This is a genomic window from Cupriavidus sp. PB-02, from assembly GCF_058252315.1.
Map to the genome: position 1 here is coordinate 1,932,691 of NZ_CM177695.1, position 16,347 is coordinate 1,949,037.

Genomic DNA, 16,347 nt, shown 5'->3' on the forward strand with positions numbered 1-16,347 from the left:
GCAAGGGCCGGCCGATCCGACGGCGCAACCCGCGGCCGTGTTCCGGCACGTCTTGCGCGGCAGGATCCGCCGCATCCCCGCATAGAAGCTGCGCCACCCCCAACGCCACGAAGCGCCACGCCACGGTGGGCCTCTGAAGGCAGGAGCCGAATTTGAACGCGAACCCGTTTCTTCTAGCCCCCGGCGCCCGGTCCGCCCTGCCCAGCCTGGCGCCGCTCGAGTGCTTTGCGGCGCCTTCGGCGCAAGCCTTTTCCTCCAACGACGATCACGCGCAAGACTACCTGTTCGGGCCCGCATGGCTGCACGACGGCCGCGTGCGCTTTCGCCTGTGGGCGCCGGATGCCGCCGAGCAAGGCCAGGCGGTGCGGCTGGAGATCGCTGGCCTGGGGCCGGTGCATATGGCGAGCGGGCCCAACGGCTGGTATGAGGCGATCGTGCCGTGCTGCGAAGGGGCGCGCTACTGGTTCCGGCTCGATGACGGCGCCACCGTGCCCGACCCGGCCTCGCGCTGGCAGGCCGACGACGTGCACGGCCCCAGCATCGTGCCCGCCCGCGACGCCGCCGGCGCCTTCGCATGGGCCTGCCCCGACTGGCGCGGGCGCCCCTGGCATGAAGCCATCGTCTACGAGCTGCACGTCGGCCTGTGCGGCGGCTACGCCGGCGCCGCGCGCCAACTGCCGCGCCTGGCGGCGCTGGGCTTCACTGCGGTCGAGCTGATGCCGCTGGCGGAATTCCCCGGCGCGCGCAACTGGGGCTATGACGGCGTGCTGCCGTTCGCGCCCGAGTCCAGCTATGGCACGCCCGACGAGCTGCGCGCGCTGGTGGACCACGCGCACCAGCTCGGCATGATGGTGCTGCTGGACGTGGTCTACAACCACTTCGGCCCGGAGGGCAACTACCTGCACCGCTATGCCAGCGCGTTTTTCCGCGCGGACCGGCAGACCCCATGGGGACCGGCCATCGACTTCCGCCGGCCGCAGGTGCGGCGCTTCTTCACCGAAAATGCGCGCTACTGGCTGGAGCAGTTCCGCTTCGACGGCCTGCGCCTGGACGCCGTCCACGCCATCGAGGACGAAGGCTGGCTGGCGGCGCTGCCCGGTGAGCTGCGCACCGTGCTGGCCCAGGGCGACGGCGCCAACCGGCACCTCCACCTGGTCCTGGAAAACGACAACAACGACGCCGGGCTGCTGGCCACGGGCTTCGACGCGCAGTGGAACGACGATGCCCACCATGCGCTGCACGTGCTGCTGACCGACGAGGACGACGGCTACTATCGCGACTACAGCGGCGCCGCCGGCGACGGCGACGGCGCCGAGCGCGGCCAGCCCGCGCTGCGCCACCTTGCGCGCGTGCTGGCCGAAGGCTTTGCCTACCAGGGCGAGCCCTCGCTGCACCGCTCCGCCGACAGCGCGCAGGTATGCCGCGGCCAGCCCAGCGCGCACCTGCCGCCGACCGCCTTTGTCAGCTTCCTGCAGAACCACGACCAGACCGGCAACCGCGCCTTCGGCGAACGGCTGGCCGGGCTGGCGGAGCGCCAGGCGCTGCGCGCGGCGGTGGCGCTGCAGCTGCTGTGCCCGCAGGTGCCGTTGGTGTTCATGGGCGAAGAGACCGGCTCGCAACGGCCCTTCCTCTACTTCACCAGCCATCCGCCCGAACTGGCGCGCGCCGTGCGTGACGGGCGGCGGCGCGAGTTCGCCGCCAGCACGGCGTTCCACGACGAGGCGAGCGCCGCCAACATCCCCGATCCCAACGATCCGGCCACCTTCGAAGCGTCGCGTCCGGAACTGGAGGACGATGGCGACTGGACCCCGTACTATCGTGAGCTGCTGTCGATCCGCCGGCGCGAGCTGCTGCACCGGCTGGCCGGCTGCCAGAGCGCCGGCGTCGAGATCCTGGGCCCGGCCGCGCTGTGCGCGCGCTGGCGGCTGACGGACGGCACGGAGCTGAGCCTGTGGCTGAACCTGGGCAGCGAGGCGGTGCCGTGCACGCGCCCGTGTCGCGACCAGAGCACCGCGCTGCATGAGAGCGCACCCGGCGCCGCCGCGGAACTGTCCGCCGGCATGCTGCCGCCGCTGGCCTGCGTCGCCACCCTGTGCGAGCCCGCCCCGGCGCGAGCGCGATGATGCCGGCCACGGCGCCGGACCCCGCAGACCGGGCCGCCGCGCACAACGGCACCCGCGCCCTGCCGCGCGCCACCGCCCGGCTGCAGCTGCACCCGGGCTTCACCTTTGCCGATGCCGCCGGCGTGGTCGACTACCACACCGCGCTGGGCGTGAGCCACCTTTATCTGTCGCCGGTGTGCAGCGCACGCCCCGGGTCCACCCACGGCTATGACGTCACCGACTTCACCAGCGTGCGCCCCGAACTGGGCGGCGAGCCCGGCCTGAAGATGCTGGCGGGCCGCGCGCGTGCGGCGGGGCTGGGACTGATCCTCGACATCGTCCCCAACCACATGGCCGCCGACGTCACCCACAACGGCTGGTGGCGCGACGTGCTGGCCCACGGGCGCGACAGCCGCTATGCCGGCTGCTTCGATATCGACTGGACCCCGCGCGACCCCGCGCTGCACGGCAAGGTGCTGCTGCCGCTGCTGGGCCAGTCATACTGGGACACGCTGGTGGCCGGCGAACTGCAATGGGTGCCGGCCAGCGGCGACGCCGCCGCGCACCTGCGCTATTTCGATCACGCGCTGCCGCTCGCGCCGGACAGTGCCGATGCCGAAGCCGGCGAGCCCGGCTGGTACGACGCCACGCACGCAGAGGGCCGCACCCGGCTGCACGCGCTGCTGGAACGCCAGCACTACCGGCTCGCCTGGTGGCGCAGCGCCGCCGCGGCGCTGAACTGGCGCCGCTTCTTCGAGATCAGCGACCTTGTCGGCGTGCGCGAAGAAGACCCGCAGGTCTTCGACATGGTCCACGCGCTGGTCTTCCGGCTGCTGCGCGAAGGCTGGATCGACGGCGTTCGCGTGGACCATGTCGACGGCCTGGCCGATCCGGCCGGCTACTGCCGCCGGCTGCGCGAAGAACTCGACCGCCACGCCGCCGCGCGCCCGCCGCTGCTGCGGCTCGAGTGCCCCTGGCTGGTGGTCGAGAAAATCCTCGGCCCGCGCGAACGGCTGGCGCCGGACTGGCAGGTCGACGGCACCACCGGCTATGACTTCATGGACGATGTCGGCGCAGTGCTGCACGACGGCGAAGGCGAGGCGCCGCTGGGGGCACTATGGGCGCTGTTCAGCGGCGACGCACGCCCCTATGCCGCGCATGCCGCGCAGGCGCGGCGCCTGGTGCTGGACCGGCACCTGGTGACCGAGTACGAGGGCGCTGCGGCGCGCCTGCACGAATGCGCCAGGCAGGATCCCGGCACGCGCGACCTGACGCGCGCGGCGCTGCGGCGCGCGCTGGCGGCGCTGATGGCGGCGGTGCCGGTCTACCGCAGCTACTTCGACGCGCAGCCCTCGGACCGCGACGCCGCCGCGGCGCAGGCCGATGAAGCGATGCTGGAAGACGCGCTGCTGACCGCGCGCGCCGGCCTCGCCCCCGACGAAGTGGTGGCGCTGGCCTTTATCGCCGGCTGCCTGCGCACCGTGGCCGCCCCCGACAGCGATACCGGGGCGCTGCGCCGGCGCCTGCAGCAGCTGATGCCGGCGCTTGCGGCCAAGGCTGGCGAGGACACCGCGTTCTACCGCTATGGCAGGCTGCTGTCGCGCAATGAAGTGGGCAGCGACCCGGGCCAGCTGGCGATGCCGCCGGCGCAGTTCCACGCGCGCATGGCGGCGCGGCGGCTGGCATGCCCTCACGCGATGCTGGCCACCGCCACCCACGACCACAAGCGCGGCGAAGACGCGCGCATGCGCCTGGCGGTGCTGAGCGAGCTGCCCGGCGCCTGGGCCGACGCCGTCGCCGCCTGGGAACGCCAATGCGCGCCGCTGCTGGCCACGCTGCCGCTGGCGCCGGACCCCGGCGACCGGCTGATGCTGTACCAGGCGCTGGTCGGCGCCTGGCCGATGGAAGACACCCGCCCCAGCGCCGACAGCGCCCCCGACGCACCCCCCGACGCCCCCCCCGACGCACTTCTCGCGCGCATCTCCGCGTGGCAGGTGAAGGCCATCCGCGAAGCCAAGCGCCATGGCAACTGGACCTGTCCCGATGCGGAATACGAAGCGGCCTGCGAAACCTTCCTGCGCGGCATCGCGGCCAGTTGGCCGCAGGGCGTGCTGGCGCATATCGGGCAGTTCGTGGCGCGCATCGCCACGGCCGGCGCGCTCAACAGCCTGGCGCAGGTGCTGCTGCAGCTGACGGCGCCGGGCATACCTGACCGCTACCAGGGCTGCGAAGGCTGGGACCTGAGCCTGGTCGACCCCGACAACCGGCACCAGCCAGACTTTGCGCGCCTGCAGTCGCGGCTGGGCTGCGCCGCGGGCTGGGCGCACTGGCTGGCGCACTGGCGCGACGGGCGCATCAAGCAGCAACTGGTGCGCCAGGTATTGGCGGTGCGGCGTGCGCATCCGGACCTCTTTGGCGACGGGCAGTACAGCATGCTGGCGGCGCATGGAGCGCTGGTGCCGCAAGTGCTCGCCTTTGCCCGCACCGCGGGCTCGCGCCAGGCGATCACGGTGGTGACGCGGCTGGCGGCCACGCGCGTCGATCCGGCCGTGCCGCGCATCCCGCCGGCCTGCTGGGGCGACACCACGCTCAACGTGGGCGCGCCGCAGGGGAGCCGCTGGACCGATGCGCTGACCGGGCATGTGGTGGACGCGCCCGCGGGCCGGCTGCGGCTGCGCGACGTGCTCGGCGGCCTGCCGGTGGCGTTGCTGCTGCGCGAGCCCTGAGCGGGAACCGAACGCTCAGGATTGCCCTGGCACCACCGTGTGGCCAGCCTGGTGCCAGACGATCGGCGTAAGCGGGCGATGGGGCGGCAGATGGGGCGCCGCGTGGTGGCTGTCCGGCATGCCCGGCCCATGCGGGGCGGCATACGGATCCGGCGGCGCGGACGGCTCGCGTGCCGCCTGGCTTGGCGAGGCGCTGCGCTCCTGCGGCAGGTAGGGGCGGATCACCACCGCGACGTAGTCGTCTTCCTTCGGCGTGACCACGATGTACGCAAGGCCCGACATCACCAGGCCGACTTCGCCCAGCTCGGTCGCGATGCGCGCCACGATGAAGCGCTGCAGCAGCAGCGGATTGACACTGTCGTCGATGGCAAGCGCGGCCGTGCAGATGGTGAGGAAGCAGCGCTCGACCTCGCGGCACACCACCACCACTTCATCGATGGCATAGCCCGAGCGGCTGGCGCGCACCAGCACCGATACGCCCGCGCTGGGCGCGGCCTTGTGCCAGCCGGGCTTGACCTTGAAGCTGGGCAGGCTCAGGCCGGAACCGGTGTCCTGCGCGACGGTATTGAAGCGCTGGGCAAAGTCAGAGGGGGTGATGGCAAGCAACTGGCGCTCGACGGGCGCCGAAGATACCGAGACCGATGAGGCCAGGACGATAGTCGACAGGATGCTGGCGAAATTCATGGCTACCTCGCAACAGATGAGCCGCTCCCCCCGGCCGGCTGCGCTGATGGGCCCGGCTGCACGCGGCAAACGGGGCGCCGCCGCGGCATGGGGGCCGGCGTTGCGGGCTGTGCTCGCCGGCACATGACGCACGCCAGTTTTGGCCAGCATTTCCTTCACTATAGACAGGACGGCACGCAAGCACACGACGGCACGCAAGCGTCGCGCCAGCGATGCCTTCGACGCGGGCGCCAGCGCAGGCAGGCGTACGCGCGGCGGCACATGCAGTTTCTGCAGCGGCTGTAAAAACTACGGCGCTAGCGGTCTTTCCAGCCACTACGGCGCGGCAGGCCTAAGCTGAAAGCACAGGCATCACGGCGCCACCAGAGGCGTGCAGCGTAGTGCCGCATTGGGCCCCGGCGCGTCGTCCTCGCGCAGGCGGAGACGCAGTGACTTCCAGCACGCCGGCTTCCCCCCGCCTGTGGCCACGGCAGGCAAGGCTCGCCAGCGCCCCATTGCGGCGGGAACGGAGCTTGCAGGTCAAAGCCAGATGCGGACAGGAACCGCCTTGCCTGCCGCCGAAAACAGGAGGATCGTCATGACATCCCGTCCACGCTTGCACGGCGCCCGCCTGGCGCTGCCGCTCGCGGTACTGGCGATGGCCGCCTCCCAGGCCATCCCGGCCGCCCCGACCGATGCCCCGCCCGCGCCGTCATCCACTGGCCGCACGGCCGCGCCGCGCGACACCGAAGCCGCCAGCGACCGCGCCATCACCACCGAAGTGCGCGTGCGCCTGGCCAATGCGCGCACGCTGGATCCGGCCAAGATCCGCGTCTCGACCACCGATGGCGTGGTAAGGCTGGAAGGCACCGTGCGCGACGACAAGCAGCGCATCATGGCCATGGATCTGGCGCGCTCAGTGCGCGGCGTGACCGCCGTGTCGGACGAACTGCGTGCCGGCACCGACTAGCGCACCGATACGTCTGCGATTGCTTTCACACACCGAGGGAGACATCATGAGCACCCACCGCCAGCCCGACCACGACGCCACCCGGCGCCGCACCGAACCCCGCGATCCGCACAAGGGCGGACCGGACACCGAGCATGAACGCGGCAAGCCCGGGCGCGACCGCCGCCACGATGTCGAGCGCGAGCATGACATCCCCGACGAGAACGGCGAGCCGCCCTCCGTCAAGCGCCGCGGCGGCAATCCCGAGGAAAGCGAACCGCCGGTGGAGAACACCTGACGCCGCCGGCGCCAATGCACAGGAGAGACCATGAGCAAGACCATCCGTACCGGCGCACGCCACGGTGACCGCGTGGGCGGCAGCCCAGCCATGCGTCACAGTGCGCCGCAAGCCGCGGGCGCGGGCAAGCGATCGCGCGACCAGACCGCGTCGCGCGCCGCGCGTGCCGAGGCCGGCAATATTCCGAGTACGCTGGATCCGGACCTCGACCAGGAGACCGACGATATCGAGGACGAAATCGTCCAGCGCGACGAGGAGGCGCACACCCCGACGGAAGACGAGTCCCCGGAGGAAGAGATCGCGGATGAAGTCGTGCGCGCCGCAGAAGGGCTGCCCGCCGACATGCCGGTCGACAAGGCCGACCGCACCGACGACCGCGACGAGCAGCCGCCGCACCCGCCGCGCATCGGCGAAGGCAAGGGCAGGTCCTGAGCGGGTGGAAGGCCGGTTTGGAGGCCGGTCGGAAGGTCCCTGGAAATGCGACAGGCGGCGGTCCCGCGCTGGCGGGGCCGCCGCTGCTGTCATTCGGAGGCGAGCATGCCGTAGGGCCGCACCCGGATATGGTTGATGACGTCCTTCACGCCGAACACGCGCTCGGCGAGCTCCTCGATCTCGTACTTGGAGCGGCGGTCGAGGACGTGGCCTTCCAGCGTCACCACGCCGTCCTGCACCCGCACCGAGACTTCGCTGACATCCAGTTCGTCGTGTCGCGCCAGCCGGTTGCAGACTTCGTCGTGGACCCGGTCATCGTCGCGGCGGTAGTTCTTCGGGCCGGCGCCACGCTGCCAGCGCGGCTGCGGCGTGTCCCAGTCGCCCGCCACGTAGCCGCCGTATTCGTCGTATTCGCGGTATCCACCGTACTCGCCGCGGGGCGGCCCCTCGCGCGAGCCGCGCTGGTCCTGCGCACCCGCATAGCGGCCGTAGCCCGCGCCACGCGGTGCCATCCCGCCGCGCCGCCTTGACCATTCGTCCTCGAATTGTTCATCGCGCGGGCCGCCCGCGGCATGACGCGGCTCGTTCGGCCAGGACCATTCCTCCTCGGCATAGTACCCATACCGGCCCTCCTCGCCGGGCCCGGCCTCGCGGGTCTCGTCGCGCGGCAGGCGCTCCGCGGTATTGCCATAACGGCCCGCAGTGAGATCGCGCTGGCGGCGGTTGCGTGGCTGTGCCGGGATGCCGCTGTAGCCCTGGTCGTTGCCACCGTACTGGTGGTCGGGACGCCGGCGGAGGTAGTCTTCGTCGCCGCGCCTGCGCGGATAGTCGTCGTCGCTGTGTCTCATGGGGTTGCTCCTCAGTTGGCTTCGGTTGTCCGGGAAGGATGCAATGCGGTGTCCTGCGCAGTCGGTTGCGGCTGCGCCGCGAGCGGCACCTCGAAGCTCGCCAGCAGCGGCAGGTGGTCCGACGCCACGCGTGCCAGCGGGCTGCGGTGGCTGGCCACCGATACCAGGTGGGCGCGCGGCGACACCCAGATTCGGTCCAGCGCGAACACCGGCATGCGCGACGGGAATGTCGCGGTGTGCGGCGTATGCTCGAAATACGCGTGGAGCCATCGCAGCGGGCGGCCCCACAAGAACCACTCGTTGACATCGCCCAGCAGGATGGTGGGCAATGGCGGCGCGGTGGCGATGTAGTTCAGGAGTTGCTGCACCTGATGGCGGCGCTCGCCCGGGCGCAGGCCCAGGTGGGTGGCGATCACACGCAGTTCGCTGGCGTGGCCCAACGCGGTACAGGCCAGCGTTACGTCGATGGCGCCGCGCGGCTCGCAGCCCTTTACCGTGAGGTCGATCTGGTTGACCGCCTGGGGCGCGAAACGGGTCAGCAGCGCATTGCCGTAATCCGCATTGCCGCGCACGCGTGTAAAACCTGACACCACATGCATGCCGGTATGGCCAGCCAGGTATTCCAGCGTGTGGTCGTTGCTGCTGCCGGATTCGACTTCCTGCAGCGCGACGATGTCGGCGCCGATTTCTTCCAGCACCGTGGCGATGCGGTCCGGGCGGTAGCGGCGGTCCGTGCCCACGGCACGGTGGATGTTGTAGCTGACTACCGTCATGCGAGTGAGATCCCCAGCGCGCAACGGCCCGCACTGTGCGGTGGTGGCCGCGGCGCTGGTGGCCGCGGGCGCGCCGTCCCAGTCACGCTGCTGGGCAGGATTTACAAGAGGCGGTAAGTCCGGGTGCATTCGCATTGGCCGTGCCCTCCCTGCGTGCAGTCTGCGAGACGTCTGCGTCAGGCCGGTCCGTCAAGGAAAGGGGACCCCGGTCCTGCGCGCTGGTCGCGCGGGACCGGTATGGCTGGGATCGATGGCCGGGGACAGTTGCGTCGATCAGCCGCCGCCGTCCAGGAACTGGTTACGCCGGCCGAGCGGGCGGCCAAGGTCGGGGCTGCCCCAGCGCGTGCTGTCCATAGACGGGTCGGGGCTGCGCTGCATCGTCGCGCCAGGCATGCCAGGCTGCGCCGGCACGGTCGAAGGCTGGGCCTCCGGCGCCGGTGCAAGGTCCTGCCGCGTGGGGGCGTTGGCGCCTTGCGTGTACGGGTCGAACTTCTCGGTACTGCGTGCGCCTTGCGAATACGGATCATAGGCCCCGCGCGGCGTACCCGGCGTCTGCGCCATGGCGGGAATCGCGGCGGCCATAAGGGCCGCGGCGGCGAGGATGCGGCTGGGTCGGATATGCTTCATGGTTACCTCCGTTCAGGGGCGCGATGTGCACGCCAGTAACCATGGGCAAGCGAAAGGCGTGCCTGTGCGCCTTCCGCTTGCAATGCGCTACGCGATGCCCACTGCGCCCGCCTCCGCCGGCGTGCCCGCCGCCGACTTGCCGCGCGCCAGCACCGGCACCAGCGCGGCCCCGGTATGGCTGGCCGCAATGCGCGACAGCCGCTCCGGATCGGCCGCGCCGACGATGGTGCCGCCACCCGCCCCGCCTTCCGGTCCCAGGTCGATGATCCAGTCGGCCTCGGCAATCACGTCGAGGTCATGCTCGATCACCACCACGCTGTGGCCGCCATCGGTAAGCCGGTGCAGCACGCGGATCAGGCGCGCCACGTCGGCCATGTGCAGGCCCACGGTGGGCTCGTCCAGCACGTACAGCGTGTGTGGCGCCTTCTGGCCGCGGCGGGTGATGTCGTCGCGCACCTTGCTCAGCTCGGTCACCAGCTTGATGCGCTGCGCCTCGCCGCCAGACAGCGTCGGCGAGGGCTGGCCCAGCGTCAGGTAGCCCAGGCCCACGTCCTTCATCAACTGCAGCGGATGGGCGATGTTCGACATCGCGGAGAAGAACGCCACTGCCTCGTCGATCTCCATCGTCAGCACGTCGCCGATATTCTTGCCGCGCCAGGTGACGGCCAGCGTCTCCGGGTTGAAGCGCTGGCCGTGGCAGACGTCGCACGGCACCTTCACGTCCGGCAGGAAGCTCATGCCGATGGTGCGCACGCCCTGCCCTTCGCACGCCGGGCAGCGGCCGTCGCCGGTGTTGAACGAGAAGCGCGAGGCGGTGTAGCCGCGGGCGCGCGCTTCCAGCGTATCGGCAAAGAGCCGGCGGATGGTGTCCCAGACGCCGCTGTACGTCGCCGGGCACGAGCGCGGGGTCTTGCCGATCGGGGTCTGGTCGACTTCGAGCACGCGGTCGATCGATTCCCAGCCGGTGATGGCGTCGCAGCCATGCCAGTTGTGTTCGACGTTGAGCGGCTTCCTCGCCGATGATTTCGCCGCCTTGGCCTCTTCCTTCGCGGCATTGCGCGCGCGGCGCGTGGCCGGCGACGACAGCACCGACCGGCCCACCGCATCGAGCAGGTTGGTCATCAGCACGTCGCGCGCCAGCGTGGACTTGCCGGAGCCCGACACGCCGGTGATCGCCACCAGCCGCGACAGCGGAATACGCGCGTTGACGTTGCGCAGGTTGTGCAGCGACGCGCCATGCACGGTCAGCCATTCCGGCGGCTCGGCCGGCTTGCCGGCGGCGCCCGGCCTGACCGTGCGCCTGGCCTGCAGCGGGTGGATGATCGGATGCGCCAGGAACTGGCCGGTGGTGGACGTGGGCGCCGCGGCCAGGTCGGCCACGCCGCCCTGTGCCACCAGCGTCCCGCCGCGCTTGCCGGCGCCGGGGCCGATGTCGATGATATGGTCGGCGCGACGGATGGTGTCTTCGTCATGCTCGACCACCACCAGCGTATTGCCCTTGTCGCCGAGCTTGCGCAGCGCGTCCAGCAGGATCTGGTTGTCGCGCGGATGCAGGCCGATGGTAGGCTCGTCCAGCACGTAGCAGACGCCTTGCAGGTTGCTGCCGAGCTGCGCGGCCAGGCGGATGCGCTGGGCCTCGCCGCCCGACAGGCTGGGGGCGGCGCGGTCCAGGCTGAGGTAACCCAGCCCCACTTCTTCCAGGAACTGCAGGCGGCTGCCGATCTCGCTGACCACGTCGCGGGCGATCTCGGCATCGCGCCCGGTCAGGCGCAGGCCATCGACCCAGCGGCGCGTCTCGGAAACGGTCCACTGCGCCACCTCGACGATGGCGTTCTCGTCGAACGTCACCGCGCGTGCGACCGGGTTCAGGCGCGTGCCGTGGCAGTCCGGGCACGGCGTGTCGCCCACGCCTTCGGGTTCCTGCTCCTCGGACGGCAGGCTCTGCTCGCGGCCGCGGTTGTCTTCGACCAGCACGGTGTCGTCGTAGGCCGCGCGCTGCTCGCGCGTGAGCGCCAGCCCGGTGCCGACGCAGGTGCCACACCAGCCGTGCTTGCTGTTGTACGAGAACATGCGCGGATCCAGCTCGGGGTAGCTGGTGCCGCATACCGGGCAGGCGCGCTTGGTCGAGAACACCTTGACCTCGCCCACGTGCGCGGTGCCGCCGTTGGTCATGGCATGGTCCAGGCCGTCGAGCGGCGCCAGCAGGTGCATCACGCCCTTGCCGGCTTCCAGCGTCTGCGCCAGCAGCGCGCGCAGCTCCCCTTCATTCTCCGGCGAGACCACCAGGTCGCCGACAGGCAGCTCGATGGTGTGCTCGCGGAAACGATCGAGGCGCGGCCACGGGTCGACCGGCAGGAATTCGCCATCGACGCGCAGGTGCGTGTTGCCACGCGCCTTGGCCCACTTGGCGAGATCCGTATAAACGCCCTTGCGATTCACCACCAGTGGGGCCAGCAGTCCCACATGCTGGCCGCGATGGTCGCGCAGCAACTGCGCGGCGATCGATTCCGGGCTTTGCGAGGTCACCGGCGCACCGTCATGCACGCAGTGCTGGATGCCCAGCTTGACGTACAGCAGGCGCAGGAAGTGCCAGACTTCGGACGTCGTCGCCACCGTACTCTTGCGGCCGCCGCGCGACAGGCGCTGCTCGATCGCCACCGTGGGCGGGATGCCGTAGACCGCGTCGACCTCGGGCCGGCCCGCCGGCTGCACGATCGAGCGCGCATACGCGTTGAGCGATTCCAGGTAGCGGCGCTGGCCCTCGTGGAACAGGATGTCGAACGCCAGCGTCGACTTGCCTGAGCCGGACACGCCGGTGACCACGTTGAACTTGCCGTGCGGGATATCGACGCTGAGCGACTTCAGGTTGTGCTCGTGCGCATTGACGATGCGCACCACGTCCTCGCCCTCGATCTCGCGGCGCGCGCGGCGTGCCTGCAAGGCGGCCTGCAGCGGCACGCCTTCGATCTCGGCGCGCTCCGCGGCCAGCGTGCCGGCTTCACCCAGCGCGGCGTCATAGTGGATCAGCGCCTGGCCGGTATGCGATTCGGCGCAACCCTTCACTTCTTCCGGCGTGCCGGTGCAGACCACGCGCCCGCCGGCATCGCCGCCTTCCGGGCCGAGGTCGACCAGCCAGTCGGCCGCGCGGATCACGTCGAGGTTGTGCTCGATCACGATCAGCGAATGCCCGCCGTCCAGCAGCTTGCCGAAGGCGCGCATCAGCTTGGCGATATCGTCGAAGTGCAGGCCCGTGGTGGGCTCGTCGAACATGAAGAGCCGGCGCGGCATGGTGCTGGGGCGGGTCCTGGATGGCGTTGCTTGCGCGGCTTCGGCGAGGAAGCCGGCGAGCTTCAGGCGCTGCGCCTCGCCGCCCGACAGCGTCGGCACCGGCTGGCCCAGCTTCACGTATTCCAGGCCGACGTCGACGATGGGCTGCAGCACGCGCAGCACGGCCGTATCGCCGGCAAAGCAGGCCGCGGCCTCGCTGACGGTCAGTTCCAGCACGTCGGCGATGCTGAGCAAGCGCGGCGGCTGGCCGGGCGCGGCGCGCTCGATCTTCACCTCCAGCACTTCGGGACGGAAGCGGCTGCCGTCGCAGTCCGGGCAGCGCAGGTAGACGTCGCTGAGGAACTGCATCTCGACGTGTTCGAAGCCCGAGCCGCCACAGGTCGGGCAGCGCCCGTCGCCGGAGTTGAAGCTGAAGGTGCCCGCGGTATAGCTGCGCTGCAGCGCCAGCGGCGCCTTGGCAAAAATCTTGCGGATTTCATCGAACGCGCCGACGTAGCTGGCGGGGTTGGAACGCGCGGTCTTGCCAATCGGCGACTGGTCGACAAAGACCACGTCATCGACCAGTTCCACACCGCTCAGCTTGCGGTACGCGCCCGGCGATTCGGTCGCCTTGCCGAAGTGGCGCGCCATCGCGGGATGGAGCACGTCCTGCAGCAGCGTGGACTTGCCCGAGCCGGAGACACCGGTCACGCAAACCAGCCGCTGCAGCGGGATCGCTACGGTCACGTCCTGCAGGTTGTGCTGGGTCGCGCCTTCCAGCACGATGCGCGGCAGCTTGTCGTCCACCGGGCGGCGCTGCCAGTGCGAGGCATCGGCCACGCGGCGGCGCCCGCCCAGGTAGTCGCCGGTGAGCGTGCCGGCGCCGCGGATAGCCGACGGCGTGCCGTCGAAGATGATGTTGCCGCCGCGCTCGCCCGGGCCCGGGCCCATGTCGATCAGGCGGTCGGCGGCCAGCATCACCGAGGGGTCGTGCTCGACCACCACCAGCGTGTTGCCGGCATCGCGCAGCCGGTGCATGGCCTCGACGATGCGGTTCAGGTCGCGCGGGTGCAGGCCGATGCTGGGCTCGTCCAGCACGAACAGCGTATTGACCAGCGAGGTGCCGAGCGCCGTGGTCAGGTTGATGCGCTGCACCTCGCCGCCCGACAGCGTGCGGCTCTGGCGGTCCAGCGTCAGGTAGCCCAGGCCCACGTCGCACAGGTACTTCAGGCGCGTGCGCACTTCGGCCAGCAGCAGCTTGAGCGCATCGTCCAGCATCGCGCTGGGCAGCGTCAGGTCGTCGAAGAAACGGCGGATGCGTTCGATCGGCAGCAGCATCAGGTCGTGGACGGTCAAACCCCGCAGCGCCTGCAGTTGGGTGCGGTCCCAGTCCACGCCGCGCGGCAGGAAGCGGCGTTCCGGCGCCAGCACGGCGTCGGCGTTGTCCTTCGATCCCAGGCGCCACAGCAGCGATTCGGTCTTCAGGCGTGCGCCGCCGCAGGTTTCGCACGGTGTGTAGCTGCGGTACTTGGACAGCAGCACACGGATGTGCATCTTGTAGGCCTTCGACTCCAGGTAGTTGAAGAACCGCATCACGCCGTACCAGTGCTTGTTCCACTGGCCGTTCCAGTCCGGCGAGCCGTGGATGACCCAGTGGCGCTCGGCCTCGGTCATCTCGGCCCACGGCGTGTCGCGCGGGATGCCGGCCTTGCCGGCGTAGCGCATCAGGTCGTCCTGGCACTCCTTCCAGGCCGGGGTCTGCATCGGCTTGATCGCGCCGCCGCGCAGCGTCTTGCGCACATCGGGAATCACCAGCCCGAGGTCGACGCCGATCACGCGGCCGAAGCCGCGGCAGGTCTCGCAGGCGCCGTAGGCGGAGTTGAAGGAGAACAGCGCCGGCTGTGGATCGGCATAGCGCAGGTCGCTGTCGGGGCTGTGCAGGCCGGTGGAGAAGCGCCACACGGGGCCGTCATCGCCATCCGTCAGCACGTAGATATTGACGCGCCCGCCGCCGCGCTTGAGCGAGGCCTCGATGGCCTCCACCACGCGCACCTTCTCGGCGTTGCCGATGCGGAAGCGGTCGGCCACCACGTCGAGCATCTTGCGCGCGCCGGTCGGCGACTGCACTACGCGCTGCGCCTGCACGCGGGTATAACCGCTGACGGAGAGCCACTGCTGGACTTCCTCGTCGGTGGCCGATTCCGGCAGCTCGACCGGGAAGGTCACGATCAGGCGCGCGTCGTGGTGCGGCTGGTCTTCAGCCGTGCGCGCCCGCAGCTCGGCGTAGATGGTTTCCGGCGAGTCATGGCGCACCGGCTGCGCGGTCTGCTTGTCGAACAGTTCCGCCGCGCGGGCATAGAGCAGCTTCAGGTGGTCGTTCAGCTCCGTCATCGTGCCCACGGTCGAGCGCGAGCTGCGCACCGGGTTGGTCTGGTCGATGGCGATGGCCGGCGGCACGCCGTCGACGCGCTCCACTTGGGGCCGGTCCATGCGGTCCAGGAACTGGCGGGCGTAGGCGCTGAAGGTCTCGACGTAGCGGCGCTGGCCTTCGGCATAGAGCGTGTCGAACACCAGGCTGGATTTGCCCGAGCCGGACGGCCCGGTGACCACGGTCATCTCGCCGGGGCGCAGGTCGAGATCGACATCCTTGAGGTTGTGCTGGCGGGCGCCGCGAATGCGGATTAGCTGCTTGCTCGACACGATTTCTCTTTCGAATCAGGGCGTTAAGGGAGAGACAGGAGGGGCCGGCGGCGGCGTGCTGAGGCCGTGGTCCGGCAAGAGAACCACCATAGCACAGCGCCCGGGGCCGCTCCGGCCAGCGGTTCACGCTACCGGAGTGCCCGCGCGAACACTGTACATCCATACAGTGTAACAGTTCGGAAAAGATTTGGTATCGACCCCATCACTCGGAAATCAGAAGCGTGACGGTGTGGCGGCGGCTCGGCGGCGATCGCAAAGGCCGCTACAGCATCCGCATCAACAGCCAGTGGCGCATCTGCTTTATCTGGACACATGACGGCCCCGCGGCCGTCGAGATTGTCGACTACCACTGAGGACAGAAACATGGCTCGCTTCGAAGACGGCATGCCCCCGATCCATCCGGGCGAAATCCTGCGCGAGGAATTCCTTGTGCCGCTGGGCATGAGCGCCAATGCACTGGCCCTGGCGTTGCATGTGACCGCGGCACGCATCAACGACATCGTGCGTGAGCAGCGCGGCATCACACCCGATACCGCGCTGCGCTTCTCGCGCTATTTTGGCGGCGATGCGCGCTCGTGGATGAATATGCAGCTGAACTATGACCTGAAGGTGGCACAGCGCGACCACGGAGAGCGGATTGCAGCGCAGGTAGTGCCACGGGACGGGGCGACCCATCCTGGCCAATCGACCACGGACAGGTAAAGAACCTGTGCTGCCGGGCGCGCGTCATCCGCTGCGCCCTGGCAAACGCGTCATCGCATCAACGTTTCCGCCAATGCCCGGAACGCACGGAAGGTAATCGGATTGTTGGCAGCGTTCCCTGCAACGGGGTGCGAAGCGTACCGGACGATGGTCAGCTCGGCCTTCGGGTCGACGTAGAGGCGCTGGCAGGAGATGGACGCAAGGAGAAGCAGCGCGCGACCGCAGTCACACGCAGGCAGGGGAAACGGCTAGGGACAGAA

The 16,347-nt window shown here is 70.1% G+C and carries 11 protein-coding genes and 2 pseudogenes; 7 read left to right on the top strand and 6 right to left on the bottom strand.

What is annotated here, in order from left to right:
• Positions 1–152: 152 nt before the first annotated feature.
• A complete protein-coding gene (treZ, locus tag AC10V3_RS29605; RefSeq protein WP_454753269.1) occupies positions 153–2,123 on the top strand; it encodes a malto-oligosyltrehalose trehalohydrolase in 1,971 nt (656 codons plus the stop codon).
• Positions 2,123–4,828: a malto-oligosyltrehalose synthase gene (gene treY, locus AC10V3_RS29610; RefSeq protein ID WP_490924322.1), complete on the top strand. Its 2,706-nt coding sequence runs from the start codon at positions 2,123–2,125 to the stop codon at positions 4,826–4,828. Before treZ ends, treY begins: the two co-directional genes overlap by 1 nt.
• Positions 4,829–4,843: 15 nt before the next feature.
• On the opposite strand, the gene AC10V3_RS29615 is transcribed toward treY, so the two are convergent.
• Positions 4,844–5,512, bottom strand: a complete 669-nt coding sequence (locus AC10V3_RS29615) for a hypothetical protein (protein WP_022538933.1) — start codon at positions 5,510–5,512, stop codon at positions 4,844–4,846.
• Positions 5,513–6,089: 577 nt separating this feature from the next.
• Between AC10V3_RS29615 and AC10V3_RS29620 the strand changes: the two genes are divergently transcribed.
• The 3 genes from AC10V3_RS29620 to AC10V3_RS29630 are packed head-to-tail and all read left to right on the top strand — an operon-like array spanning position 6,090 to position 7,170.
• A complete protein-coding gene (locus AC10V3_RS29620) occupies positions 6,090–6,461 on the top strand; it encodes a BON domain-containing protein (RefSeq protein ID WP_490923849.1) in 372 nt (123 codons plus the stop codon).
• Positions 6,462–6,507: 46 nt separating this feature from the next.
• Positions 6,508–6,738, top strand: coding sequence for a hypothetical protein (locus AC10V3_RS29625; protein WP_454753271.1), 231 nt, complete (start codon positions 6,508–6,510; stop codon positions 6,736–6,738).
• A 30-nt stretch (positions 6,739–6,768) separates the two neighbouring features.
• Positions 6,769–7,170 carry a hypothetical protein gene (locus AC10V3_RS29630; RefSeq protein ID WP_022538936.1) on the top strand — a complete coding sequence of 134 codons (402 nt, stop codon included), beginning with the start codon at positions 6,769–6,771 and terminating at the stop codon, positions 7,168–7,170.
• Between the two features lie 89 nt (positions 7,171–7,259).
• Here AC10V3_RS29630 and AC10V3_RS29635 read toward each other — a convergent pair whose 3' ends face one another.
• From AC10V3_RS29635 to uvrA, 4 genes are all read right to left on the bottom strand, one after another.
• On the bottom strand, positions 7,260–8,018 hold the full coding sequence (locus tag AC10V3_RS29635) for a BON domain-containing protein (protein ID WP_454753272.1): 759 nt from the start codon (positions 8,016–8,018) through the stop codon (positions 7,260–7,262).
• An 11-nt stretch (positions 8,019–8,029) separates the two neighbouring features.
• Positions 8,030–8,920, bottom strand: coding sequence for an endonuclease/exonuclease/phosphatase family protein (locus AC10V3_RS29640; protein ID WP_454753273.1), 891 nt, complete (start codon positions 8,918–8,920; stop codon positions 8,030–8,032).
• Between the two features lie 144 nt (positions 8,921–9,064).
• The gene (locus tag AC10V3_RS29645; RefSeq protein ID WP_022538939.1) at positions 9,065–9,418 is read right to left on the bottom strand and encodes a hypothetical protein; all 354 of its coding nucleotides are present in this window, start codon (positions 9,416–9,418) and stop codon (positions 9,065–9,067) included.
• A gap of 87 nt (positions 9,419–9,505) precedes the next feature.
• Positions 9,506–15,385 (bottom strand): excinuclease ABC subunit UvrA, encoded by a 5,880-nt coding sequence (uvrA, locus tag AC10V3_RS29650; protein ID WP_490923850.1) that lies wholly within the window; start codon positions 15,383–15,385, stop codon positions 9,506–9,508.
• Between the two features lie 239 nt (positions 15,386–15,624).
• Between uvrA and AC10V3_RS29655 the strand changes: the two are divergent.
• A pseudogene (locus AC10V3_RS29655) lies at positions 15,625–15,738 on the top strand (type II toxin-antitoxin system RelE/ParE family toxin); the annotation flags it as partial.
• A gap of 10 nt (positions 15,739–15,748) precedes the next feature.
• The gene (locus AC10V3_RS29660; RefSeq protein WP_454753275.1) at positions 15,749–16,087 is read left to right on the top strand and encodes a HigA family addiction module antitoxin; all 339 of its coding nucleotides are present in this window, start codon (positions 15,749–15,751) and stop codon (positions 16,085–16,087) included.
• A 50-nt stretch (positions 16,088–16,137) separates the two neighbouring features.
• Here AC10V3_RS29660 and AC10V3_RS29665 read toward each other — a convergent pair.
• A pseudogene (locus tag AC10V3_RS29665) lies at positions 16,138–16,272 on the bottom strand (6-aminohexanoate hydrolase); the annotation flags it as partial.
• Positions 16,273–16,347 lie beyond the last annotated feature (75 nt).